The 25,533-nt window shown below is 32.7% G+C and carries 28 protein-coding genes and 1 pseudogene; 10 read left to right on the top strand and 19 right to left on the bottom strand.

The features are described 5' to 3' along the window. Positions 1 to 14: 14 nt before the first annotated feature. The 17 genes from EQJ87_RS08680 to EQJ87_RS11570 all read right to left on the bottom strand — a co-directional run bounded on the left by EQJ87_RS08680 (position 15) and on the right by EQJ87_RS11570 (position 14,343). Complete coding sequence (locus EQJ87_RS08680) at positions 15 to 1,856, bottom strand: flippase (protein ID WP_130124212.1); 1,842 nt, start codon at positions 1,854 to 1,856, stop codon at positions 15 to 17. Between the two features lie 101 nt (positions 1,857 to 1,957). Then, the gene (locus EQJ87_RS08675) at positions 1,958 to 2,935 is read right to left on the bottom strand and encodes a glycosyltransferase (protein WP_130124211.1); all 978 of its coding nucleotides are present in this window, start codon (positions 2,933 to 2,935) and stop codon (positions 1,958 to 1,960) included. Then, positions 2,932 to 4,125 (bottom strand): hypothetical protein, encoded by a 1,194-nt coding sequence (locus tag EQJ87_RS08670; RefSeq protein WP_130124210.1) that lies wholly within the window; start codon positions 4,123 to 4,125, stop codon positions 2,932 to 2,934. Before EQJ87_RS08670 ends, EQJ87_RS08675 begins: the two co-directional genes overlap by 4 nt. Then, complete coding sequence (locus tag EQJ87_RS08665; RefSeq protein ID WP_130124209.1) at positions 4,109 to 5,197, bottom strand: glycosyltransferase; 1,089 nt, start codon at positions 5,195 to 5,197, stop codon at positions 4,109 to 4,111. The genes EQJ87_RS08670 and EQJ87_RS08665 overlap by 17 nt, the downstream gene beginning before the upstream one ends. An 11-nt stretch (positions 5,198 to 5,208) precedes the next feature. Then, entirely contained in the window at positions 5,209 to 6,213 is a 1,005-nt protein-coding gene (locus EQJ87_RS08660) for a Stealth CR1 domain-containing protein (RefSeq protein WP_190289066.1), read from the bottom strand. A 32-nt stretch (positions 6,214 to 6,245) separates the two neighbouring features. Continuing rightward, positions 6,246 to 7,322 carry a glycosyltransferase gene (locus EQJ87_RS08655; protein ID WP_130124208.1) on the bottom strand — a complete coding sequence of 359 codons (1,077 nt, stop codon included), beginning with the start codon at positions 7,320 to 7,322 and terminating at the stop codon, positions 6,246 to 6,248. Further along, positions 7,322 to 7,534 carry a hypothetical protein gene (locus EQJ87_RS08650; RefSeq protein ID WP_130124207.1) on the bottom strand — a complete coding sequence of 71 codons (213 nt, stop codon included), beginning with the start codon at positions 7,532 to 7,534 and terminating at the stop codon, positions 7,322 to 7,324. The genes EQJ87_RS08655 and EQJ87_RS08650 overlap by 1 nt, the downstream gene beginning before the upstream one ends. Then, complete coding sequence (locus tag EQJ87_RS08645) at positions 7,522 to 7,839, bottom strand: LbetaH domain-containing protein (protein ID WP_130124206.1); 318 nt, start codon at positions 7,837 to 7,839, stop codon at positions 7,522 to 7,524. Before EQJ87_RS08645 ends, EQJ87_RS08650 begins: the two co-directional genes overlap by 13 nt. Positions 7,840 to 7,842: 3 nt before the next feature. Then, complete coding sequence (locus EQJ87_RS08640) at positions 7,843 to 8,334, bottom strand: glycosyltransferase (protein ID WP_130124205.1); 492 nt, start codon at positions 8,332 to 8,334, stop codon at positions 7,843 to 7,845. After that, complete coding sequence (gene pssD, locus EQJ87_RS08635) at positions 8,334 to 8,783, bottom strand: PssD/Cps14F family polysaccharide biosynthesis glycosyltransferase (RefSeq protein ID WP_014608337.1); 450 nt, start codon at positions 8,781 to 8,783, stop codon at positions 8,334 to 8,336. Before pssD ends, EQJ87_RS08640 begins: the two co-directional genes overlap by 1 nt. A gap of 3 nt (positions 8,784 to 8,786) precedes the next feature. Then, on the bottom strand, positions 8,787 to 9,473 hold the full coding sequence (locus EQJ87_RS08630; protein ID WP_130124204.1) for a sugar transferase: 687 nt from the start codon (positions 9,471 to 9,473) through the stop codon (positions 8,787 to 8,789). 21 nt (positions 9,474 to 9,494) lie between these two features. Beyond that, complete coding sequence (locus EQJ87_RS08625; protein WP_032490719.1) at positions 9,495 to 10,259, bottom strand: tyrosine-protein phosphatase; 765 nt, start codon at positions 10,257 to 10,259, stop codon at positions 9,495 to 9,497. Positions 10,260 to 10,313: 54 nt separating this feature from the next. Next, positions 10,314 to 11,009 (bottom strand): polysaccharide biosynthesis tyrosine autokinase, encoded by a 696-nt coding sequence (locus EQJ87_RS08620; protein WP_130124203.1) that lies wholly within the window; start codon positions 11,007 to 11,009, stop codon positions 10,314 to 10,316. 9 nt (positions 11,010 to 11,018) lie between these two features. Next, positions 11,019 to 11,798 (bottom strand): Wzz/FepE/Etk N-terminal domain-containing protein, encoded by a 780-nt coding sequence (locus EQJ87_RS08615; RefSeq protein ID WP_130124202.1) that lies wholly within the window; start codon positions 11,796 to 11,798, stop codon positions 11,019 to 11,021. A gap of 39 nt (positions 11,799 to 11,837) precedes the next feature. Next, entirely contained in the window at positions 11,838 to 12,605 is a 768-nt protein-coding gene (locus EQJ87_RS08610) for an SGNH/GDSL hydrolase family protein (protein WP_130124201.1), read from the bottom strand. Between the two features lie 33 nt (positions 12,606 to 12,638). Beyond that, a complete protein-coding gene (locus EQJ87_RS08605; RefSeq protein ID WP_003131262.1) occupies positions 12,639 to 12,956 on the bottom strand; it encodes a helix-turn-helix domain-containing protein in 318 nt (105 codons plus the stop codon). Positions 12,957 to 13,551: 595 nt separating this feature from the next. Next, entirely contained in the window at positions 13,552 to 14,343 is a 792-nt protein-coding gene (locus EQJ87_RS11570; RefSeq protein WP_081043275.1) for a helix-turn-helix domain-containing protein, read from the bottom strand. Between the two features lie 265 nt (positions 14,344 to 14,608). Between EQJ87_RS11570 and EQJ87_RS08595 the strand changes: the two genes are divergently transcribed. The 5 genes and pseudogenes from EQJ87_RS08595 to EQJ87_RS11735 form a co-directional block, all read left to right on the top strand. Continuing rightward, positions 14,609 to 15,052 (top strand): hypothetical protein, encoded by a 444-nt coding sequence (locus tag EQJ87_RS08595; protein ID WP_130124200.1) that lies wholly within the window; start codon positions 14,609 to 14,611, stop codon positions 15,050 to 15,052. After that, complete coding sequence (locus EQJ87_RS08590; protein WP_130124199.1) at positions 15,049 to 15,441, top strand: hypothetical protein; 393 nt, start codon at positions 15,049 to 15,051, stop codon at positions 15,439 to 15,441. The genes EQJ87_RS08595 and EQJ87_RS08590 overlap by 4 nt, the downstream gene beginning before the upstream one ends. 349 nt (positions 15,442 to 15,790) lie before the next feature. Further along, positions 15,791 to 17,161 carry a Rep family protein gene (locus EQJ87_RS08585; RefSeq protein ID WP_130124198.1) on the top strand — a complete coding sequence of 457 codons (1,371 nt, stop codon included), beginning with the start codon at positions 15,791 to 15,793 and terminating at the stop codon, positions 17,159 to 17,161. A 66-nt stretch (positions 17,162 to 17,227) separates the two neighbouring features. Next, a complete protein-coding gene (locus EQJ87_RS08580; protein WP_130124197.1) occupies positions 17,228 to 17,500 on the top strand; it encodes a helix-turn-helix transcriptional regulator in 273 nt (90 codons plus the stop codon). Between the two features lie 96 nt (positions 17,501 to 17,596). After that, positions 17,597 to 17,995: pseudogene (locus EQJ87_RS11735) on the top strand (tyrosine-type recombinase/integrase); the annotation flags it as partial. A 33-nt stretch (positions 17,996 to 18,028) separates the two neighbouring features. Here EQJ87_RS11735 and EQJ87_RS11730 read toward each other — a convergent pair. After that, complete coding sequence (locus tag EQJ87_RS11730; RefSeq protein WP_223804547.1) at positions 18,029 to 18,091, bottom strand: hypothetical protein; 63 nt, start codon at positions 18,089 to 18,091, stop codon at positions 18,029 to 18,031. A 108-nt stretch (positions 18,092 to 18,199) separates the two neighbouring features. Between EQJ87_RS11730 and EQJ87_RS11725 the strand changes: the two genes are divergently transcribed. Both EQJ87_RS11725 and EQJ87_RS08570 read left to right on the top strand, forming a co-directional pair. Then, entirely contained in the window at positions 18,200 to 18,865 is a 666-nt protein-coding gene (locus EQJ87_RS11725; RefSeq protein WP_223804546.1) for a site-specific integrase, read from the top strand. A gap of 267 nt (positions 18,866 to 19,132) precedes the next feature. Continuing rightward, positions 19,133 to 20,311, top strand: a complete 1,179-nt coding sequence (locus EQJ87_RS08570) for an MFS transporter (RefSeq protein WP_130124195.1) — start codon at positions 19,133 to 19,135, stop codon at positions 20,309 to 20,311. 154 nt (positions 20,312 to 20,465) lie between these two features. On the opposite strand, the gene EQJ87_RS08565 is transcribed toward EQJ87_RS08570, so the two are convergent. Further along, on the bottom strand, positions 20,466 to 20,933 hold the full coding sequence (locus tag EQJ87_RS08565; RefSeq protein WP_130124194.1) for a universal stress protein: 468 nt from the start codon (positions 20,931 to 20,933) through the stop codon (positions 20,466 to 20,468). Positions 20,934 to 21,199: 266 nt separating this feature from the next. Here EQJ87_RS08565 and EQJ87_RS08560 point away from each other — a divergent pair, with 266 nt between their 5' ends. From EQJ87_RS08560 to EQJ87_RS08550, 3 genes are all read left to right on the top strand, one after another. Then, positions 21,200 to 22,036: an SDR family NAD(P)-dependent oxidoreductase gene (locus tag EQJ87_RS08560; protein ID WP_130124193.1), complete on the top strand. Its 837-nt coding sequence runs from the start codon at positions 21,200 to 21,202 to the stop codon at positions 22,034 to 22,036. Positions 22,037 to 22,277: 241 nt separating this feature from the next. Further along, a complete protein-coding gene (locus tag EQJ87_RS08555) occupies positions 22,278 to 23,558 on the top strand; it encodes an O-acetylhomoserine aminocarboxypropyltransferase/cysteine synthase family protein (protein ID WP_130124192.1) in 1,281 nt (426 codons plus the stop codon). A gap of 319 nt (positions 23,559 to 23,877) precedes the next feature. After that, entirely contained in the window at positions 23,878 to 25,515 is a 1,638-nt protein-coding gene (locus EQJ87_RS08550; RefSeq protein WP_130124191.1) for an ABC-F family ATP-binding cassette domain-containing protein, read from the top strand. Positions 25,516 to 25,533: the final 18 nt, after the last annotated feature.

The raw sequence follows: 25,533 nt of genomic DNA, 5'->3' as shown, positions 1-25,533 counted from the left end.
TTTACTTGACAAAGCTATTCGCCTAATTCATTTTTGAACCATTCTTTTAGCTCTTTTGGCGAGTGCTCTTCTTGTGCAATTTTCTCCATTTTTGATACAAGGATATTTAAACCTTGAGCGAATTGATATAATTGCTCTTGGTCTTGAACTTTAAGATACTCTCTTTTTTTGCTCATCATTATACTAAGCTCAGCGATGAAATCTGATAGTCTTATTATATCATTTTTGTTTAAATCATCATTAAATGTTACATTTTTTAGTGTGTTCTCAAAATTATTAAGAGTTGTCAAAAAGTTCGCATGAGATAATCTTTCTTTTTCATCGACTTCTTGAAAAAGAATGTCAAATTGATCAATCGAAGCTTCAATCGTATCTAATGGGTGTTCGAGAATTTCTTGGTCTTGATCTATGCGGATATGATTTCCTGACACCCGATTCTGCATTTTTCCTAAAAGATCTGATGCCATAAGCCATAGCTGTGTTTTTAATAAGATGTTAGATAGGATATAGATGAGAATTCCTACGACAATTTGGAGTATCAGCTGAATCATTGTCATTTTAAATGATTGATTCATCCAAAAAACGACGACAAACATCAATAGACCTGAGATAAAATATTTCCAAAGTCCACCAAATAAATCACTGAATGAAAACTCTTTTCTGATTGAAAAATATTGGTAAGCTGTAACTGCAAATTCAGATATCACAGTTGCTGCCGTTGCTCCGATCACTCCAAATAACGGTATAAATGCTAGATTAACAACGATATTTAAAATAGCACCAAAAGTCACTGAAAAAGTATATGGTTTCATCCTATTTAAAGGCAAAAGATACTGAGTTCCAAAAACATTACTCATTGGAATGAATATGATAATCGGAGCTTCAATCATCATGATTAATCCAACCATCTCAAAAGATTTCCCAAAAAAAAATGGTGCAAATTTCAAAGAAATCCCTAAAATTCCAAAAAATATACCAAATGAAATCCCTGTTGCGATGTTAAACGTTTTTACAATAGAATTTCTAATTCCATTTATATTCCCTTCTGAGTGCATACTTGCAACATGAGGTAACATAACAACTCCAATTGTTCCAATAATAGACAAAGCCATTTTAATCATCGAATCAGATTGCTGGAAAAATCCTGCATGGACAACAGAATCCATAAGTCCAATCATAGATTTATTTGCCACCCAATAAATCTGGACGGCAATAGTTGGAATGAACAGGATAATTGTATAATGCAAATGCTTTTTAAGATTTAGATTCTTTAATTTTGGTTTAAAAACTTCATGTTTTAAATATGGCCACAATGAAATACTTCCCAATAATCCACCAATGCACATAATTGCAATATATATTGGTAAATCATTACTATTCTTTACAAAAATAAAAATAGAAATAACAGTTAAAATTTTAAATATAAAATTTCTAGTAACAGTAACTTTAAAATTTTCTCGCCCCATAAAGTACCAAGAAATATCAAAAAGACTTGTTAAAATCAATAAACTTTGCCAAGCATAAATATCTTGGTATTTACGACTCACTATAATAAAAATACCAAAAGCAAATAGTGAAATTGCTGCAGTAATCCAACTCAAAAAGTTAATTCCCCAGAAAATATCACTTCTTTTTTGCTTATCATTTTGATGATAAGCAATTTCTCTATTTCCATAAGTTGATGTTCCTAAAACAGCCAGTAACACAAAGTATTGGACATTTGCCCCTGTGAATGCATAAATTCCTACTCCATGAGCCCCAAGAACCCTTGATACGTATGGAGCTGTAACCAAAGGTAATATAACAAGTAACAATTGATATAGTCCATTTAATAAAAAATTCTTTACTAATTTCATAATATTTATTCTCTCTGCACTAAGAAATTCTCCCATTTAGCTAGTATTAATACTATTATTAAGTACGTAAAAAAGCCAATGTTTTATATTCAATTTTAAAACTAAAATAGTTTCATTTTTAATGAGTTATATTGTTTTATCCCAATTCTTTTTATCAAAAATATTTGAATTTTTAATTTGATATAAGATTTCAAAGGAATAACCCCCCTTATACTCAATGATTTTGTTGCTTGATTTAAAAGTTCAAAATCTGGAGTAATACTAACTTCCCGTGCGTAAGAAAAATAGGAATATAATAACGCTCTACACAAATAGTTTATGCTTTCTTGATTATTCACATTTTTAATTAATAAATCTTTTTTTAAAAATTGTCCAATAGCATCTAGGTGTTTTTTAGAATTTTGAATATTCCCTAAAATACTATCTTCTCTTACTCTATAAAAATAGTTTTTTCTTTTTATAGCCCTAACTCTTCTTGCTAATAATAATGCACGAGGCATAAATTCTACATCCTCTAGAATAATCCCTTCTTCAAATCTTAGGTGATTAGAATCTAAGAAATCTCGTTTATATAGTGATAACCAAACCATCATTTTTAAATTATAAATAGATAGTAGTTTTAATAATTCTCCTCCTGTAATTACTAAATCTGGTTTTAGTTTATTTACATCTACATCTTCCCATGCCAACTTATTATCAGAATCTTTAGGTCGCTGAAAACTCCCACGAACAATATCAAGATTTTCTCGTTTAGCTTCTATATATAAACATTCCAAGAATTTATCATTTAAATAATCATCCGAATCAACAAAACTAATATACTCTCCCTTAGCATACTCCAATCCCGTATTACGTGCTGAAGAAAGGCCCCCATTTTTCTGGTTAATTAAGATAATTCTTTTATCCCGATCAATTAAATCCGAAATATTCTGAATACTATCATCTGTTGATCCATCATTTATTAAAATAATCTCAATCTCTTTTAGAGTTTGGTTTTGAATAGAAATGAGACATTCTCTCACGTATTTTTCAACGTTGAATACAGGTACTATAACAGAAACTTTTACTCCTTCATTCATTCTTCAATTTCCTTATTTTCTTCAGTTATATGTGGTTTTAACCATAGTCCTAACCACAAAAGTACGAAATTTGTCGCATAAGCATAAATCATATTTTCGACGATACCATAAATTGAAAGTGCAATTATTGGAATAAATAATACAATAAGTTGTTTTTTAACAATTTTTCGAATTAATAATAAATAAAAAATCAACAAAATAATTAAAAAAACAATACCATACCTTATCATCACAACTAAATAACTATTATCTATAAAGTTATAGGTAAATCCTAAAGAATAATTTGGTACTCCTTCTGTACTAGGGATATAAGCAGGATTTCCCATAATACTCATTCCAAAAATTTTATAGTTTAATTCTCCTAATGCAATGCGTCCAGTCATAATTCTATTTAAATTATACCAAAATGTATCAGCGATATACACTCTTTCCGTTAAGGATAATATTGTAAAAATTACACTTCCAATAAAAGAAACAACTGAAACCCATCCCAGGAAAATTACTTTTCTGGCTTTTTTAATTCCTTTAAACTGAGAAATAAAAAAATAACAGAATAAAGAAATAATCATTCCAAATATGGCACCACTTGAAGCACTAAGAAGCATCATAAAATAAAAAATAATTTGAATTATCCACCATAAACTATTTTGTAACCTAGAATATCTCTTATTTTCTATCAATTTAAGAACTAAATTAAGAAAACAACCAATCATCAGAACTCGACCAACTGCATTATGATTTGGAAAACCAAAAGTCCACCCTTGTCCTTCTCCAAATGCAGTAGTTTGATATAAATTTGTTGTCACTCTTATTAATAAAAGAAACATCATCGTGAGAAAATAAGACCAGTAAACATAGTAAAAAATATTTATAATATTATAAACTTCAATCCTTCTTAAAGAAAATGAAACTAAAAAAAGACCAATAACAGAAGTATCCCTTAAAATTTTATAACTAATAATTCCAAAGATAGCAAAAGGAACAAAAAAGATGAGATCTTTTAGGTGATTCATATTAAAAATTAGAGAAATAATAAAAATTACAAAGTAAATGTACTTCTGATTATTTTCGAATGCTCCAATCAAATTTAAGTTTGCCAAATTCTGTACTAAAATTTGAAAATATAGCAATACTCCAAAAATTATTCCCAGAATAAAATTTAAAGATTTTTCTTTATTTCGATTTATCATTAATTTCTCCATCTAAAAACTGATTGAATTTGTAAAAATAGTTTTTTTCATAAAATGGTTCTATGGAATTCTTTATATTACTTGATTGAAAGCTAATTTTTTTTTGAATAAAATTTTTCAATATTAAAGCGAGTTCGTCTACATTTCCTAGTTGATAACACAAACTATTTTGTGGTGATAAAAAAACTTTTGGACCTTCTATATTACTACTAATTACAGGTACACCATATGATAATGCTTCAATCATTGATAGTCCAAAACCTTCATGTGTAGAAGTAGAAATAATAGCAGCTGCTTGTTCTATTTCTTCAAAAGGGGAGTCTTTCCAACCAATAAATTTTATTTTTTTATCAATTTTAAGTTCTTTTACGTATTCTTGTTCTTTTATCCTATCCTCTCCATCCCCATAAATATCTAAACTCCAATTCAAATCTTTTATTATTGAGAAAGCGTCAAGCATTTCTTTATTATTTTTTTGAGTTGTACTTCCAAAAGTTAATCTTCCTATGTAAATAAATTTTTGATTATTTATTGCGATGGTTTTTTCTTGTCTTTTAACTGGATTATATAAAGTTATTATTTTTTCTTTAGGATAATGCTTTTCTAAAAGAAAATCTGTATTTTCATCCGTAATAGAAAGAAAAGAATCCGAATACTTTATTAATTCCTTAAAATTTTTTTCAGAAAAAAATTGGGAAGTTTTTAAACCAAAATGAATCCAAGATGAAATTTCAAATTTTTTCAAATTAATTTTTCTAGCTATTGCTAATATTTTTAAAGTATCTAAATGAATAGTAATAACAATATCTGTTTTAATTATTGAAAAAAATAGTAATTCAAAAAGAAATAAAAATTTCCTAATCCCTTTTATTTTTCGAATAAAAGAGAAGGGAAAGAAATTAATTTGTTTCACTCCTTTGTTTACCCATTTTTTTGTTGAAATTGATCCAAAATTCACAATAGATACTTCAAATTTTGAACTATCTTTATAATATTTTAAAACATCATTAATGACTTTTTCAGTTCCACCATTTCCTCCAAGTAAATCAACAAAAACAATTATTTTTTTCATATCAACTCTAATTACCTTTCAAAAGATGATGGGGAGGGTAACAATATCTCAAAATTTTGCAAAATGTGTTTCTTCACTTCATCAAAATTATTTTCATTAAATATCATATCATTTATTGCTGTCATTTTATATTTTGGTTTAGAAATACTTTTATAAATTTTTTCGTTGCTCTTTAAATCATCATTTACATCGATGTTCCCCTCACCAATTTTTATGCTTCTTGGCACAAAATTTCCCGTACAGATTTGCCAATCTTGAAGAAGCCATTGATTAATGTCATAAGGACTTCTAAATTTATTCATACATGTCATATCAAAAATATCATGTTCTTTTCTCCAAAGTTCTTCAAAAGTTCCTTTTTGGAGAGAGGATGGTAAATGATCATATCGAATTCCTGAGAATCTTTTCCAAGGTAAGAGACAAAAATTAGCTAATAAATATTTTCCGTATTTTAGGTTAAACCACTGAAACGGATGCTTCTTCATAACCTCTTGCCGTGAAAAATATTCATTAATTATTTCCATATTCATTATTGGTGTGTAATTATGATGTCTTTTTTCTGGTGTTGCGACACTTAATGTTGCTTCATTACAGGGTAATCCTTTTTTAAAAAAATCAGTTGGTTTAAGTTCCTTCAAAATAAACATATCGTCATTAAAGTAAACAAAATTTTTTGACAAATTTTTTATACGATAAAGATTTAAATCAATAGTATTAGAGTTAAATGTCGGTAAATATTTTTCAGGAATAAAATCTTTGTGATTTATAATTTCTAGTTTAGGATTTTCAGTATCTAACCAATCAGGTAAATGTCCCCACGTTACAAAGTAAATTTTATTTACCCAAGGTGAAAATTTCTCTATTCCTCTAAATAGATACTTTAACGTCCCCATATCTCTAAAGCGAATATCCCTATCATCACTTTCATTATCCAGTTCATATTTTTTTTTCTCTTTTAACCATTTTGGATCATTCCCATCCACCCAGGTTATTACAAAGTCAATTTTTTCTTCCATAATTTTCCTCATTATTTGTTCAATGTGCCTTATTATAACCCACTTATTTTTTTAAAATATAATTCCATATCATGAGCATTTTTATTTATGTCGTATCCAGCATATTCTATATCTCTTTGATTTTTTTTAACATCTCTTTCACTATTAAGAGTGATTTCCTCAATTATCCATTTTTTCCATGGTTCAATTTTAAGAGGTAAAGTAACTACTGTATCACAAATATTTAATCTTCTATCCAATGTGTCCGATATAGCAAGAGGAACAGCTGATGCCTGCGCTTCTAATCCAACTAACGGTAGGCCTTCCCAAAGAGAAGGGAGAATTACTGCATCTGCTGCAGAAAAGTAACCATTAATATCATTTGATGGCGTTTGAAATATTATATTATTTGTTAAGCCCTTTTCTTTTATTTTAGAGCGTAATTCATTTAGTAACTCCCCCTCGCCCAAAAAAATCATTTTGATTTTATTATCGTGAATGTTTGACATAAGTTTCACACTAAAATCATGATTCTTTTGTTTTGTAAATGTACCAACCTGTAGAAGTAACTTCGTGTCATCAGTAATCTTTAACTTTTCTCGAATTTCTTTCCTTTTTAATACATCAAAATAAAAATGCTTCATGTCAATCCCATTTGGAATTACAATAAAATCATTTTGATTAAATAGAAATTTACCGGCATCTTCACTTGCAGCAAATCCCAAATCATAATGTTTCAAGAAATATTTTTTCAGCACTCTATCGATATAAGGATGTTCTGTTACAACATTATGTGCATGAACAACTTTTTTTACTTTTAATTTTCTTGCCGAAAAAAGCTCAACTGATAATGTAGAACTATTTCCGTGAATGTATACGATATCGTAATCATTCATTTTAAGTAGTTGTCTTAATTTTTTTGAATAACTTATCGGTTTCCTATTCCTGCTTCCCCAACAATAAATTTTTCCTCCTGTAGATTCTATGTGCGTTTTATAATCATCTTCAATTTCATTATTTATCACAAATTCAATTATATTATTTTTTCTTAAAACATCATAATAATTCATAATCACAGTAGAAATTCCATTTCTCATAAATGGTACAGTGTTAATAATAAGTATTTTCATTATTTTTTTATCTCTTTTTTTAAAGATCTGGCTGGCACTCCTCCAACAACGTCATTCGCTTCAACATTATTACATACTAAAGAGTTTGCCCCAACAACTACAGTATCTCCAATAGTTATATTACCAATAATCTTTGCACCTGCTCCTATATCTACGTTGTTTTTTAAATTTGGAGTTCCTTCTCCTTTTTTACTCGACTTTACTTTGCCCATCCAATTGTTACTTGATGTCTCATTTGACAGTCATTACCAATACTTGCATCTGCTTGAATAATTATACCAAAGGGATGATAAACTCGCAGTCTCTTTCCTATTGTAATGGAAGGAGGAAATTCAGAATTACATATTATTCGTATTATTAACCAATCTAGTATTTTATATGTAATAAATAAAAACTGGCGGATGATTGAAATGTGGATCTTTTTATTAACAAAATTTCCAAATCTAAATATAGCAATAATAATTGCGCTGAATTTAGTATTATTTTTAATTTCCCAAAATAAATTTTTCAATCTCATACCTTATTTCTTTATTATCGAATATATTTCTGTATAAAGTTTATCTATAAATTCTTTATTATGGCTATTTTCTAATATATTAACTACTTTTTTTGACTTCTTAATATCTGATAATAAATTTTCGATATTTTCACATAGTATAAGTGGATAACCTTTGTCCATAACTTGCTTACTTACCCAAAGTTGGTGATCGTTGACGTGCTCATTAAATTTTAGTTGACGTGGAACTACTATTGGAATTTTCCCATTTTGTAAAACCTGCATATATGTTGACGGACCTCCATGAGTAATCACAACATCTGATTTCATTAGATAGTCTGACATCTCGTCATAACCGATTATTTTTTCCCACTTTGTATATTTAGGTTCATAAGTTGAGTACCCAATTTGCATGAATACATCGTCTTCGATTTCACCATCGCGTACAAGCTCATCAATTTTTTGAATGAGTCGATTAAATGGTTGTTCGTGAGTTCCAACAGTTACAAAAATCATTAGAAAATTCCTCCTAAATTAATTGCTTTAGGGTAAACCTTTTTTAACTCTTCCCATTGGACTATAAACTTATCAGTAACTGGATAAACTAATTTTCCTGTTAAGGTTGGTTTATCGATTCGGTCAAATATTTCAATATAGACTGTCTTGGCACCGAATAGTTTACCTAACCAAAAAAAAGGAACAGCCACCGCAGCACCACTCGAAATAATCAAATCTGGTTTTTCTTTTCTAAGTATTTTAAATGCAAGAATAGTATTTTTTATCGTGTTTTTTACATTTCTATTTGTGGGATAATAACAAGGATAAAATCTTTCTTCTTTCAATATAGATTTTGCATCTGTTTTATCAAATGTGACCCAAAATCTATCTTCGTTTTCCCAAAACTTTTTTAACAAATACAGGTGTGTCAAATGGCCACCGCTGGAACCTACTAATGCTATTTTCATTTTTTAATATGCGTCCGATCCGTTAATACTTTGTACAATTGTGAGTACCAAAAGCCTCATATCATTTTTCGTACTATGGTACTGGAGATAATAGAGCTCTAAATCTGCTCGTTGAGGAAAAAGAACTTTACTTCGACCATGTGTTGTCCAATAACCAGTAATTCCAGGTTTACATATCAGTAAATAAGGAAGGCGCTCCCCATATTCTTTCGCTTCAAAAAGCAGAATTGGTCTTGGACCAACCAATGCCATATCCCCTTTAAGGACATTGATAAATTGTGGTAATTCATCAATTGAGTGTTGCCTAATAAATGACCCAATCTTCGTTACCCGTGAATCCTTTTCTAGTTTATTGCCATTGGCATGATAGGCGGCTTTAACTTCTGGATGTAGTTCTAAATAATGCTCAGCATTAACTATCATTGTCCTAAATTTCAAAATATAAAAAATTTTCCCGTTTTTTCCATACCGTTTTTGTTTATAGAACATTGGACCTTGATCTTTTTCCGAGCTCATTTTGTAAGGGACATAAAGCAATGCAGCCGCAATAAGAAATAAAACTGAACCTGCTAATCCTCCTAGGATATCAATTGCTCTTTTTATAATTAGCTCTCTATAAGAAAAATTTTTTAATTCTACTAACTTATGCTCTTCCGATTCAGGTGATGCGGCATCCTCAAAAACTTCCATTATTTACTCCATTTAATCCCTTTAAAATAATCCTAAAAATTTCTTTGTTTTGATCTTTGTTGGTTTTTCTTGATAAAAACTTTCGTTTAAAATCACTGACTCTGCATTATTTTGAAACATTCGTGATACACCAGAACCATAACTATCTTCAATCATTTCAAATGCTTCCCTCATCTTAAATGCACGTGACGTCACATTATGCGCATCTGATGCAACAAAATGCGTCAGATGGTTTTCTATCATTTTAAATGAGAGCTTTTGTATTTTTTTACCAAAATGACCAGTAACACTTGAAGCTGTTATCTGACTTAGTACTCCTTGTTCAATAAAATCAAATAATATATCAGGGTTCTCAATGATTCCACTATTACGCTCAGGATGGACCAAAATAGGTTGAAGTCCCTCCAATTGAATATTATAAAAAAGTTCTTTAGCATAAGCTGGCACATGATTTGATGGAAATTCAATCAATATATAACTTGAAGTGCCCGCTGCTGTCAGTAACTTTCCTTCAGAAAATTCTTTTAATAAATCACCATATATTCTCACCTCTTGTCCGGGTAAAACTTCAATTGGTAATTGATGCTCGTCAATGATATTTTGAACTTCCTTAACTTTCTTCAAAATAAGCGGTGATTCATTATTAAATTGAGGATTATGATGAGGAGTGGCAGTGATGGTTGTTATCCCTTCATCAATTGCTGATTTCAGCATTGTCAAAGTATCTCCAGAAGTTTTAGCCCCATCATCTATCCCCGGTAAAATATGGCAATGAATATCAATCATTTTCTCTCCTAGCCTACGAATTTCGTTCTTTTATTTGATTCAAGTTTATTCCAATTATTCTACTCCGTAGTAGTAATACGATGGTGACTCAGAAGAGTCTACCCCATGTAAAACAACCCCTAAAATATTTGCATTAACTTGTTCAAGCATTTTTTTTGTTTTTGCTAAACTCTCTTTTTTTGTTTCATAGGCACGTACAACAATAACTGCTCCTCCTACATAACTACTCAAAATTTGAGCATCAGTAACTGCAGAGAGAGGTGGAGTATCAATCAAAACAACATCAAAGAAATCGGACACAGAGTCAATCAAGTCTTTCATTGCACTAGATGCTAATAATTCCGATGGATTAGGTGGAATTGGACCAGAGGTAATTATTGTAAGATTTTCAGAAAGTCTTGTCCCTTGTATGGCATCTTCAATCGAAGATTGATGCATTAAAATATTGGTTAATCCTACTCTATTTTGTACTTTAAAAGTAATGTTAACAGTCGGTTTACGAAGATCGCCATCAATTAAAAGTACTTTTTTACCTTGTTGTGCAAAAGCAACAGCTATATTAGCACTCGCGGTTGATTTACCTGCAGCTGCTTCTGAAGATGTTACTAGAAAACTTTTAATTCCTTGATCCGCCATTTTAAAATCAATGGTCGTACGAATCGTACGATATTGTTCGGAAATAGGTGATTGAGGATTGACACTGGTAATAATATAACGATTATTGTCTATGCTTCTTTTATTTTTAGCCATCCTGAACTCCTATCTTTTATTCCTTTTTGATGATCTATTTACTTCATGGTCGCTAGGCGGACTTGACTTAGTTCCCGATTGCGTGCCATTTTTATTTGTATTCTTATTAAAATCACTCATTTGAGCATAGGTTGTTACACCAAGAACCGTGAGCCCCAGAGCTTCAATATCTTCTTCTTTATTAATTTTGTTATCAAACAATTCCTTCAATAAAGCAATGGCTAAACCTAAAACTAGTCCGGCTATAACAGATATCGCTAAATACAATTTAGGTTTAGGACTAATTGGTGTTGTTTGAGCTTTTGCTTTGGATAGAATATTAACGTTAGTAACATTCAATAGTTTTGCTGCATCTGAACTAAAAATTTTAGCAGTCTCGTCTGCAATCTTTTGTGCAATGTACGGATTAGAATATTTAACAGTAAGCGTAATAACTTGTGAATTTGTTTGATTTGCTGCTGTAACTTGTTTTTGGAAAGAGTCATCAGATAGATTTAAATTACTTTGAACTTTATCTAAAATGACTGGACTAACAATAACTTGGTTAATTGTGTTCGCCATTTGAATATTCCCGGTCACTTGTCCAGCGTAGGCTGCTGAATTATCCGAATTTGGTAGTTTAACGACAAGTTGAGTTGAGGCTGTGTAAACTGGGGAGGCTATAAAAAATGTGTAGATGCTCCCTAATATTGTGACTATTAAAGCACTAAATAATATTAAACCTAACCTTTTGCGAATAATTTTAAAAATCCCTCTTAAATCAAACGTCTGTTCCTGTGTTTCCTGCATTTCTTCTCCAATATTTAATAATTGTTATTTATAACTTAATTAGTTTGCTGTAAAATATTTAGTAATATAATCTAGCCAAATCTTATTCCCCGAATCATTTAGCGTTCTATAAACTCCATCATCAGCAAATAGCCCCTTCATTTCATCAGAATCTTTGTCTGGGTAACTAGCCCAGTAGTCTATATAGGGATACTTTGTAGATAAAGATTGTTTAAATTGTTCTTCTTGTACGGGGTACACAACACCACCATAGATCGGTGGAGAGGGTTGAACTATTACCTCCGCTCCTGCACTAGCCAAATTTGTTATAAGTTGCTCATTACTAGTCAGTGAGGCTGTTGCTTCAATGTTTTGGTTATCATTAAAAAGTGGAGCTTCATATAAAACAATATCAGGATTAGTGGCTAATACTTGGTTTTCAACTTTTTCAGCCAATAATTGTTCACTAGTTTCGCCATTGTAAGTGATATTTTTGATGTTCCAAAACTTATTTCCATAATATTTTTGTAAGTTTTGTTGAAATTGTTCAGAAATAACTGAATCAGATTGCCAAATACAAGTTAAAGTAACTTCTTTATTTTTGGATGAAATATCATCTATTTTATTTTGAACTGATTTTGGTAAATTTTTATAATACTTTTTATAGGTAAGGTCTATATGATTTTTTTCACTGCTATTTTTTACAACTTCTTTTCCTTTATTAGTTTTTGAAAGATTATTTATCCTAGAATTATAACTATAAAAACCTCCAATTATCAATGCTATAGATATCACTATAGTAATTACAAAAATTCCTTTTTTCATCATAGTAATAAGAAAAACTCCCTAAATTTATTATTGTTATAACTCTATTTGATATTCTAAAAAAAGCCATTTTTGACAAATTATAAACATTTCTTTTTTCTCTTCTTGAGTTAGAGTTTTAAAAAGATTAATTGCAGAACTGTCATTAGGCTCATCAATTATACCCATCAGATATTTTGGGGACACATTAAAATACTCTGATAGTCCTATTAACCTTGTCCCAGAGGGTTCTCCTCCCAACTTATAATTATTCAAAGAATTTCTAGGGTAACCCAATTCCCTCTCTATTTGATTTGCAGATTTACCACTTGATTCAACTAATTCCTTTAGACGATGGTAAAATAAATCATTCATAAATATAATCCCTCTTTTTATTAACTTTTGTAAGAAAAATCTTAATTTTCTGAAAAACTAAATCAAAACTTGCTTAAGTTAAACCATTTTGGTATTTTTTTTAATTTTCAATACTATATTAATACATTATATAAGATAAAATCTTTTAATGCAAGTGAAGGTAAGGGTTTCAAACTTTAAACTGCAAGAAATTTTACGCATAAATAAAGATATAAGTTTAATCATTTAGTATGGTTTTTCAACTTTACTTTCAGAAAAATTAAAATTTTCCTGAAAGTTATCGCCTTAACTCTATCTTAAACCTTTAATGATATCAGTATACTCTTAAGATTAAAAATATACAACAATTTTCAAACAATTGCCAAAAATAGATTTCTCTCCAAACTTTCTAATCGCATTAATTAATTTAAACTCAATGTCTTTTTTACTCGTATATTATACTTTCCTATCATTTAGAAGTGAATTTTCAGATTAAAAATTATATCTTTGATATATTAAGATATAAATTTAAACTTATGATATATAATAAGACACTTAATAAAAACACAATTAAAAATAAAAAGTACTGAATTTTTAAAGCGTTCAGTACTTTTTATTAAAATTTAAATGGGTTTTTATGATCGTAAAGTTCTTTCAAAGGTTGTTTATGGGATTCTCCTCTTTGGTAATATCCAAAAAGCTCATCATATAAGTTCAATTTTTCTTTTACTTTTTCTTCTAATCTTTCAATCTCATTAATAATCAATTGAGAATTCTCAAAAGAAATAAGTTCTATTTTTCTATCTCTATCAAGTTCTGTATTTCCTCCTAGAATGAAATCGATATCTTCATCAGATAACTCATCTTTCTCTTTTTCAAATCTTACTTTTTTATAGAGTAGTTCAATAACATTAATATCATTAACAGCTGTTTCATATCTAAAATTTGTATCTATTCTCTCTAAAATCAGACCTGCCTGTACGGTCTTTGACACCTCAGGATTATCAACCATTAATTGTTCAATCGGAACTTCCAAGACAAGTGCTAATTCAACCAAAGCATCATCAGTTAAATACCTTGTCCCATCTTCAATTTCTTCTATATCTCGTACAGATGTCCCAATAAGCTTGGCTAATTGCTTTTGTGTCAATCCTTTTTTTAATCGATTCGCTCGAACGTTTTCTTTAACACTATTAAAATACTGAGTATAATTACCTCCTGCTCTTCCTAAGAGGTAGTCAATAGAAACATTAAAATATTCCGAAAATTGCTTCAAACGCTGGGCAGTCGGCTGATTTTTTTTATAGCTATAGAGGGTATTTTTACCTAATCCAAGTTCTTGTTCAATTTCATTAAATGATTTCCCTTGTTTTTTAGCTAGGTCTTGTAATCGCTCATAAAAGTTCATATTTCATTCTTTTCTAAAATTTATATTTAACAGTTGACTTTTTTAGATTAATAATCTAAAATACAATTATAGTTAGATTTTAAATCTAAAAAAGTTCTTTTTTAGATTATTTAACTAAATTATATCATATAAGGAGTTAAAAATGAATGACCCACCAATAAAAAAATCGTCCTCGCTACCAGGCAAAAAGACGACTTACAAAATTATATAACTTGATTATAACACACTGACCTTTGAAAATTAAATATAAGAGGATAACATTTATATGGATATTCAGACCCTAGCTCATGACCTCGGAAAGTCTGTTTCTACTCTCAAGCGTTGGAAAAAACAAATTGAGCATTTGGCAGAATATGAATTTGAAGAAAAAACAGTTCAAATCGGAAGAAATCAGACTCAAAAAGTCCCTGACTTCGATTCAAAAGAAGTGAGACGTTTCCAAAAAATGGCACAATTAATTGATTCCAAAGGTTTAGAACAAACAATTTTTGAAGTCTGGGGAAATGCACAACTTTTGACCTTAGAACATATCCAAGGCAAACACAATCACTTAGCACAAGCTTTTATCAAATACCGATTACAAGCAAACAAAAAGTTTGATTCACTCAAAAAAGAGAATCAATCACTAAAAACAGGACTTGATACTCTAACGCAAGAGTTTAAAGTTTATCAAGAAAATAATAAAAAGAAAAAAGGACTATTTAAATGAACAATAATAAATTAACACTCAACGACAATACTGTAAAACTCGGTGGAGTTAACCTTGATAAAAATAACTTTGATATTCCGAAAAAATTTATGGTGAATTTTTCTAAAGCTCGATTTTCTAAAGATGGAAACAAAGCTATTTTACAAGCGCTTGATGCTGGAACGGCACTCGTATTAGAACAAGCTGGTGTTGATCTTTCTCAATTAAAAACTATCACAATTGAGGTTTATGGTGGACTAGATGAGCTTCAAGATTACAAAGATGAAGAAAAAGAAGCGGTCATTGAATGTACGAATCCACAAGTTCGTTTACTTTGGGACATGGGAATGAGTTCTTGGCGGGGAGTTAAACTCGTAACTGATAAAATCACTTTATCTAAAGGCGAATGACTGCCACAGGATGTGTGAATGCGACAAGCCATGTGGGATGCCTGACGTCTGCGAAGCACAAGACGAGTAGGGCAGACCACATGGGGAACGCTGGCGAATGAACCAAACAGCCTCTGGAAGTCATGCCCTAGAGAAGATAAAAATGTGCTTACCTAGACAGTTTCTACGTGCGCACCATTTTAGGGCTTGTCAACAAAATGGTGTAACCCCAAACACACCAACACTTAACAGCACTTTATCAATTTCAAAATTATAGATAAACTCTCACTTTTTTACTGTCTATGAAACTGTCTATGTGAAATCACATAGACGATTCTAGACGGTCACATCGACACTTTTTAGAAATGAGGTGTATTTTATCGAAGAAAAAAGAATTAAACAATTTGTTTTTGAACAACAATTAAAAGCAGAATATTGGGATTGGGAAGATGAAAAACTCGAACTCTTTGACGATTGGCAGGCTAATAAAGCACTCATCTTTGAAGAAATTTATCGAAGACTTAAAACATTAGAATCTGATAAAGTGAAATTAGAATGTATTTCGCTTATCGTTCACTCCTTAGACAAGAATGATTTGAATGAATTAGTTTTTCCTCACGTTCATCTCTACGGCAAATATTCTGACAAAAGAACAATTACGAGGATTGCTAAAGTATTGGGCATTAAGGTACAATATATTGAATTTCCTAAAGATAAAAATAGATATTTTGAAGAAAATCAACTTGCTTATCTTACTCATGCGCAACAACCCGATAAATACCAATATCCGCCCCTTGAAGTCGAAACCTTTGGAACATTTGATTATTCAAACTTTATTTTAAGCAATGCTAAGAAATTTGAAAAACAAAGTGCCACAGTCAAAAGAAAGCGAACAGATGAAAGCTTAGATTTAATTAATCAACAAATTTTAAAAGGTGAACTATTCCTTGAAAATATCTTAGCAGACGATGATTTATTTCTCCTCTACAGTAATCACAAGCTACAGTTTAAACAAGCCTTTGATTCTTACGCTGAAAGGTTAGCATTTAAGAATTTAAAAGATTTAACCACAGGAAAATATAAATTGACGGTCATGTACTTTCAAGGAAAAAGCTCCCTCGGAAAATCTTATCTTGCAAGAACAATTGCTCAAAAAGTACGAGAATATGCGGAAGAAAATAAGTTTAAAAGTCGTATCTACTCCGCTTCTTCTTCTAATCCTTTTGACGACTATTATGGAGAAGATATTATCCTATTAGACGATATCCGCCCCGATTCGCTACGCAAAGCGGACTGGTTGAAACTCTTAGACCCGATTAACACTTCTCGAATGTCCGCTCGATTCACGAATAAGCAAGTTGTCCCACGACTAATATTGATTACTAATACACAGCTTCCAGAACAATTCTTTAATATTTTTAAAGACGAAGCTTTAGACCAATATATCAGACGAATTAACTTTTGCACGATTCTATCAGAGAAACAACAAGGAAAAGGTTATGAAGGCGGTGTTTACTATCAGCTGTCACAAACCAAACGTTTATTTTCTCCAAAAGTAAGAAACATTAGCGCTTATGAAAAAGAAGAGATTAACTTTGACTTAGAAGCAATCTTCTCAACAGATAATCAAGAAGAATTTACAGAAAAACTTTTAGCTCAACATCTCCTCCCTCGGATATATCCAAAAACAGAAAAAGATTTTGATTTCTTAAAATCTAAGATGACAGAAAAAGCCGACTAGACAAAACGACTTAAAAAAAATTTCAAAACCAACGTAACATAAAATTTACAGAAAGGCGAAAAACTCATGATACAAACTGAGATTCCAAACACTGATCTCTCAATTCAAAATATCGAAAGACTCCTAAACTTACTCATTACACTTATTCAAGAAAAGAATAATAAAAGAGTATCATCAGAATTACTCACTCAAAAAGAACTACTTAAACAGCTAGACATTTCTCCTAACACGCTTAGAGCATGGGAAAATAGCGGTTTGAAACGTTTAGAACCTCCTATCGAGGGCACACGTTCGGTTTTTTACCTTCTAGATGATGTATTAAAATTCTTAGCGCACTAACCTACAAAAATATGGTAAAATTGGCTTATCTCAAAGAAGAGAGAAAGCCTTTTTTTAGCCAATTTCGTAATTACCCAAAATCGAAAGCAGGCAATAATGAAAATAGAAAAAATTACTCATAACAACAAAAAAGTAATCAAGAAAACTAAAACTAACGGTGAGATTTCCTACTCTTTAAAAGGAGCTTATCTTGGCTTAGATATCAAGACAGGAAAACAAGTTACGACTACAATTACGGCTCGAACCCTTAAAGCCCTTGATAGAAATCTGATACAAGCCAAATTAAACTTCGAAAAAAATGACTCAACAAAAAAAGAAAAGATTCAAGTCAAAAATTTTGAAGAGTTATCCGAACTTTGGTTTAATAGTTTTAAAAACTGGGTTAGTTCTGAAAACACCTTAAATCGAGTAAGAGGATATTTAGACACTTATATTATCCCTCAATTCGGAAAATACAAGCCTGATAAAATTTCATCTTCTGAGATTCAAGCTTGGGCTAATCAACTAGCTATAAATGCTCAAGGGGCTTTAGAAACAGGAAAAAAGCGTTCTGTCAAAGGAAAAACAAAAGATTTTGGTGCTATTATTCACAAATTAAGTGATATTTTTGATTTTGGAACAACTCATTTTGGGTTAAAAACAAATCCAGTACAGTCAATAAAAATCCCTCCAAAACCAAAATCAAATAGTAAACGTGTTATGGTGCTACATGATGAAGATTTAACAAAGTGGCTTAATTTTTTGGAATCATTACCCAATACTAGAGGCAATCGGCGCTTTAAAATTATTTGCGATACTTTACTCTGCTCTGGCTTAAGAATAAATGAACTATTAGCTCTAACTATCTCTGACCTAGATCTTGAAAGCTCTGAGATAACCGTAAATAAGACTCTTGTATGGAAAAACGGAAATAAAAAACTTCACATTAAAGGGGGCATTACATGTAAGTTGAGCACCAAAACTGACTCTGGTTTCCGACGTGTATCTGTTCCTTTAAACAGCTTACTTCGACTTAAGGCCTTTCATAAGGAAATGAACAGCTACTTTATAAAACATAGGCTACCTCAATCATCTTTAATTTTCCCAACTATTTATGGTAACTATATGTGCGACAGAAACGAAAGAGCTACGCTGAAAAAACGGTTAGAAAGTATCAACCTCCCAAATTACGGTTTTCATCTTTTCCGTCACACCCATGCATCAATTTTACTTAATGCTGGTGCAAACTGGAAAGAATTACAGGTCAGAATGGGGCATAAATCTATCTCAACTACAATGGATATCTATGCAGAACTTGCTCCAAAAAAGAAAGTTGAAGCTGTCAATATTTATCTTGATAAAATTTCATCTTTGAAACTTCTATAAAGACTCTCTACCTTTTTCTCTACCTCTCTCTAATTTATAAAAAACAAATCTCTCAAACCCTTGTAAAATCACTATCTAGAACGGCTAAAATTAAATATACTTCATCTTTAAAGAAGTTAAATAAGGTTTAAAACATATGGAATTGCAGTCCTTCGGACTGCAATTTTTTTATTTCTTCTCATAACTGAGAGCGGTGGACTTCTTGTTATTTTTATAAGTGACTATGGTATAATAAAAAAACGATGTAATAATAGAAAGTTACCCTCCATGCAAAATTCAAAATCTTCACTTTCGCTGATCGGCGGAATTGCCTTTTTAGGTGTTATTCTGCGCGTTCCATTTACTACCTTGACTCCCGTGCTCTCGGATATCGCTAAATCTCTTGATGTCCCAGTCAGTTCACTAGGTCTCTTAACAACCATCCCACTCTTGATGTTTGCGATTTTTTCATCTCTAGCTCCCAAGCTCGCTCAGCACACAGGGATTGAACGCCTATTTACTGCTGTTATTTTCTTGATGATTGTTGGCTCAGCGGTGAGAATTTTTAATCTTCCTTTGCTCTATTTGGGTACTTTTTTGATTGGTGCAGCCATTGCCATGCTCAATGTGCTCTTACCAGCTCTAATATTGGTTAATAAACCCGGGCAAATTGGTCGCTACACAACATTTTATACTACTGCGATGACAATTTCTATGGCAATTTTTTCAGTCATTGCTGTCCCTATCGTTATGGTTTCATCTTGGCGAACCTTGATTTTAGTTTTGACCGCTTTATTAGTTGTCACACTCATTTTCTGGTTACCCAACAATAAAAACAATCATAAATTACAGCTCAAAGAAAAAAATCAAACCACAACTTCTGTCAATTTATGGAAAAATAAATTGGCTTGGGTCTTACTAGTTTTCGGCGGTTTACAATCTTTCTTATTTTACACTGGTGTCACTTGGTTTCCGACAATGGCCCAAGACGCTGGAGTTTCTCCTGAGTTGACAGGTTTACTAGCTGGAGTTTACACCTTAATCGGGATGCCCTTTGCTCTATTTCTGCCTATTTCTCTAACTCGCCTTAACAGCAAACAAAGACAATGGCTCATGGGCGGAATCAGTACTCTGGGAATTTTAGCACTGATCTTACTCCTCTTTCCAACAGAAAACTTTTTCTATTGGTTACTTATTAACGCCTTTGTGGGATTGACCGTTGGAGCACTTTTTCCTTATCTGATGACTACTTTCTCGTTGAAGTCCTCATCTCCCCAGCAAACGGCTAAATTATCAGGCATGGTACAAACGGGAGGTTATTTCCTTGCTGCCGTTGGTCCAATTGGCTTTGGTTATGCTCATGATTTGTTCAACTCTTGGTTACCCGAAAATATTCTTTTACTGATTTTGACCATTATTATGACACTTGCCCTAATTTATATCGAACGCTTTGAAAAAATTGTTTAAAAAGGATAATCATGTATTATCCTTTTTAATTTAATCAAGAAGCGCTTACCGTCTGTATTCAAAAAAGCCTTAGACAAGCAGTCTAAAGCATGAATTTACTAACAAAATATTAACACAAGAACTAAAAGCACTTGAGTTCACTAATTTAAACTTCTCATTTAATAATCATCACATTGCAAGGCGCGTGTTTTACCACATAAACAGCAGTTGATCCGAGCAACATTCGATCAAGTGCACCCTTACCTGAGGATCCCATAACAATCAGATCGATCTCATGATCTTTAGCGAAATCAACAATCTCTTTTTGTGGTGAGCCCTCTACTTTGACTGTTTCAAAATTGACTTGTGGGCCGATTAAAGCTGTAGCTCTGTTCATAATATCCTGAGTTTCTTGTTCAATGCTCTCATCAACAGCAGAAAGATTTGGAGCAATGGGTAAAGCCGGAGCTGGAACAGTAGGCATGGGAGTTGCCGCTGCATATAAATTCACTTTATCAGTCGCGTGTAAAACAAACAATTGAGCTTTGCTCAATTTACAAATCGCAACTGCCTCATGTACGGCCTCCTCAGCTTGTTCTGAACCATCAATAGCCACTAAAATTTTTTTGTAATTTTCCATCATTGTAAGCGTCCTCCTTAATTCTATTTTACGTTATTTCTAAAATGAATTCCAATTAAACGACCAATAATTTATTCTAAAGAATACTGTTTTCTCATTAAATCTATAAGCCCGCCTTCCAAAATTGATTTTTGGTTTAAGTTTCTATTTAGAAGGATAACATATACTAGTAATTCTATTACTATTTATCTCAGTGAAGTGGTATAATTACTTTAAAAATACACCATTTATTTCATTAAAAATTTCAGTTTTTGAAAGGAAATCAAAACATGACAGAAAAAATTGTTGCCATCACTGGCGCTTCAAATGGAATGGGGTTAGAAGCTGCGCTCCTTTTTGCGAAACGGGGATGGAAAGTTTATGCTGGCGCGCGTCGTGTAGAAAAAATCCCTCAAGACGAAGATAAAATTATCGCTGTAAAACTTGATGTGACTGACTCAGCTTCAAATCAAGATTTTGTTCAACAAATCTTAACACAAGCTGGTCATATTGACGTCCTTATCAACAATGCAGGATATGGAGAATATGGTCCTGCTGAAGAAATTTCAATGGACAAAATTCGCAAGCAATTTGAAACTAACTTTTTTGGTGCAGTGGAGCTGACACAGCTCATTTTACCTACCATGCGTGCACAAAACTATGGGCGTATTGTTAATATCTCTTCAATTGGTGGAGACGGCTATATGCCTCTCGGAGCTTATTACCATGCCACGAAAGCTGCAATTCAACAATGGAGTGATGTTCTCGATCTTGAAGTTTCTCAGTTTGGCATCCGCTCTGTCTGCGTCCAGCCTGGAGGTACACAGTCAAGTTGGGGAGCAATTGCCCTAAACAATTCCAAAGCTAATCTGAGTGAACATTCTCCTTATCAACCTCTTGTTGATTCGGTATCGTCTGGTCTTGAGCGTTTCATGAAAAGTAGCGCTAAAGCTTCTGATTTAGCCGAAGTTTTTTATAAGGCAGCTACTGAAATTAAACCAAGCTTACGTTACCTTCATTCATTTAGTGACAAGTTCATGGTCAATGTTGCACGCAAGCATCCTCAAGTTTTCCGTAGAGCCATTCTCGCTGCTATGCGCTATTTTGAAAGACAAAATAAAAAATAAAAACAGTAATAAAACTGTTTTTTTATTTACTTTCAAACCCGCTCTATAAAAAAGTTCTATTCTCTTTATTAAAAAATATTATAACCAGAATTTTCTGAAAAAACTATAATTATAATAAGCTTTATATCCTAAAGGAGAGTGTTATGATCCGAGAAATGCTTACGAATAATCTGCGAATGTGATTCACAACTATTTTTAAACCCTACCCTGTAAATCTTTCAATATAAAATAGGAGAAAAATATGACTGAACACAATTATAAATTTGACACTTTACAAGTCCACGCTGGCCAAACCCCTGACCCAGTTACAGGAGCGCGTGCCGTTCCTCTTTACCAAACCACTTCTTTTGTTTTCAACAACTCTGATCATGCAGAAGCTCGTTTTGCCCTACAAGATCCAGGTGCTATTTATTCCAGACTTGGAAATCCAACGAACGATGTTTTTGAAGCACGAATTGCGGCACTTGAAGGTGGAACCGCAGCACTCGGTGTAGCGTCTGGCTCAGCTGCTATTACTTATGCCATTTTAAACATTACAACAGTGGGCGATAATATCGTTGCAGCTAGCACGCTTTATGGCGGAACTTATCATCTTTTTTCTGGCACTTTGTCAAAATACGGCATCGCGACCAAATTCGTCAATCCAGATGACCCACAAAACTTTGAGGACGCGATTGATGAAAAGACCAAAGCCATTTATTACGAAACTTTAGGAAACCCTGGCAATAACGTGATTGATTACGACGCCGTCAGTGAAATTGCTGAGAGACACGGTATCCCTGTCATTGTTGACGCAACTTTCACCACTCCTGTGACTTTCAAACCTTTTGAACATGGAGCTAATGTTGTGGTACATTCGGCAACTAAATTTATCGGTGGACATGGCACTTCCATTGGTGGAGTCATCGTTGACGGCGGTAATTTTAATTGGGCAAATGGAAAATTTCCAGAGTTTACCAAACCAGACGAAAGCTACAATGGCATCAAATTTGCAGACTTAGGGGAGGTTGCTTTTGTAACTCGTATTCGAGCAATTTTACTGCGTGACACTGGAGCTTCTCTATCTCCTTTCCATTCTTGGCTCTTCTTGCAAGGACTCGAAACACTCTCACTTCGTGTAGAACGCCACATTGCCAACACGAAGAAAATCGTGGAATTTTTGACGGAACATCCAAAAGTTGGTGTGGTTCATCATCCGTTGCTAGAAAGCAATGAATATCACAAGCTTTATGCCAAGTATTACTTTAAAGACGCTGGCTCAATTTTCACTTTTGAATTGAAAGAAAAAGATCAGCAAAAAGCGCGCGATTTCATTGACAATCTGGAGATTTTCTCCCTACTCGCTAATGTCGGCGACACCAAATCGCTGGCAATCCACCCTGCTTCGACCACGCACCAACAACTCAACGACGAAGAACTGACTGCCGCTGGAATCAGTAAAGCAACAATTCGTCTTTCTGTTGGTATTGAAGATGTGACAGATTTGATTGCGGATTTGGAGCAAGCTTTAGCTAAAATCTAATTGAAAATATAAAAAAACTGAGCGGTAACCAGCCGCTCAGCTTTTGTTTAGGAGTAAACTTTATGAAAAATTTTATTGGAATAAATATATTATAGATTTACTCACTTAATTCTTACTAAAATCACACTAAACTCAAACTAAATACATTTCTTTTTTCCGAATTACTTTGATAAAGCTCTTTCCAAAAATATAGACTTTATAAAGTCTAATTTTTATGCTAAAATAAGAGCAGAATGCTCGTTTTGAGTACAAAAGCGTCGGAACGCTTTAGCCAAAAAAATAATTGAGAATCTTTCTCATCATTAAAAAAGGAAAAAACATGCTTACAGTATCTGATATTTCGTTACAATTCTCTGACCGCAAGCTTTTTGACGAAGTCAACATCAAGTTTACCCCAGGAAACTGTTACGGCTTGATTGGCGCCAATGGCGCTGGTAAATCAACTTTCTTGAAAATCTTGGACGGTGAAATTCAACCAACAACCGGCCACATTTCAATGGGCCCGAACGAACGGATGTCTGTTCTTCGTCAGAATCATTATGACTATGAAGACCAAACGCCACTTGATGTGGTTATGATGGGAAATGAAAAGCTTTTTGCCATCAATCAAGAAAAAAATGCCATTTATATGAATCCTGACGCAACAGACGACGACTTCATGAAAGCTGCTGAACTTGAAGCTGAGTTTGGTGAAATGGGTGGTTACGAAGCCGAATCTGACGCCGCACGTCTTTTACAAAACTTAGGGATTAAAACTGAGCAACATGCTGACCTCATGGCCAATCTAACTTCTGGAGAACACGTTAAAGTCCTCCTTGCTAAAGCCCTCTTTGGTAAACCAGATGTTCTTCTTCTTGACGAACCGACCAATGGACTGGATATTCAAGCGATTGCTTGGTTGGAAGAGTTTTTGATTAACTTTGAAAATACCGTTATCGTTGTTTCCCATGACCGTCACTTCCTCAACAATGTGTGTACTTATATGGCTGACCTTGACTACGGTAAAATCAAACTTTACCCAGGGAACTATGATTTCTGGAAACAATCTTCTGAGCTTGCCCTTCGCTTACAAGGTGATGCTAACCGTAAAGCTGAAGAAAAGATTGCCGAATTGAAAGAATTTATCGCACGTTTCTCAGCTAATGCTTCTAAATCAAAACAAGCGACCTCTCGTAAAAAAATGCTGGATAAAATCGAGGTTGAAGAATTTGTTCCTTCATCACGTAAGTATCCATTTGTCGGTTTTGAACAAGAACGTGAAATCGGAAACGATCTTTTGCGTGTAGAAAACCTTTCTGTTGCTATTGACGGTGAAGTTATCGTTGAAAATATTTCATTTATTTTAGCACCTGGTGATAAAACGGTCTTTATTGGTCAAAATGATATCCAACAAACAACTGTCATTCGTGCCTTGATGGGTGACGTTGAAGACAACTGGACTGTGACTGGCGATATCAAATGGGGCGTAACTACTTCTCGCTCATACTTGCCAAAAGACAATACGAAAGACTTTGACACAAGTGACTCTATTCTTGATTGGCTTCGCCAATTTGTCTTGACTAAAGAAGAAGATGACAATACTTATCTTCGTGGTTTCCTCGGACGTATGCTCTTCAAAGGGGAAGAATCTCTGAAATCTGTGAATGTCCTTTCAGGAGGAGAAAAAGTGCGCGTGATGCTTTCTAAAATGATGCTTCAACGTGCTAATGTGCTGGTGCTTGATGATCCAACTAACCACTTGGACTTGGAGTCTATTTCTGCCCTTAATGATGGCTTGAAAGCTTTCAAAGGTTCTATTCTCTTTGCTTCACATGACCATGAGTTTATCAATACTATTGCTAATCACATCGTTGTTCTTGGTAAATCTGGGGTCATTGACCGTATCGGTGAAACTTATGATGATTTCTTGGAAAATGCCGAAGTACAAGAAAAAGTCAAAGCACTTTGGGCTGACTAATTGGTAAATTGAAGTTCT

Origin of the sequence: Lactococcus sp. S-13 (assembly GCF_004210295.1) — a bacterium.
Classification (GTDB): domain Bacteria; phylum Bacillota; class Bacilli; order Lactobacillales; family Streptococcaceae; genus Lactococcus.
The sequence above is the reverse complement of the archived record's forward strand: the minus strand, read 5'-3'. Positions and strand labels throughout refer to the sequence as shown.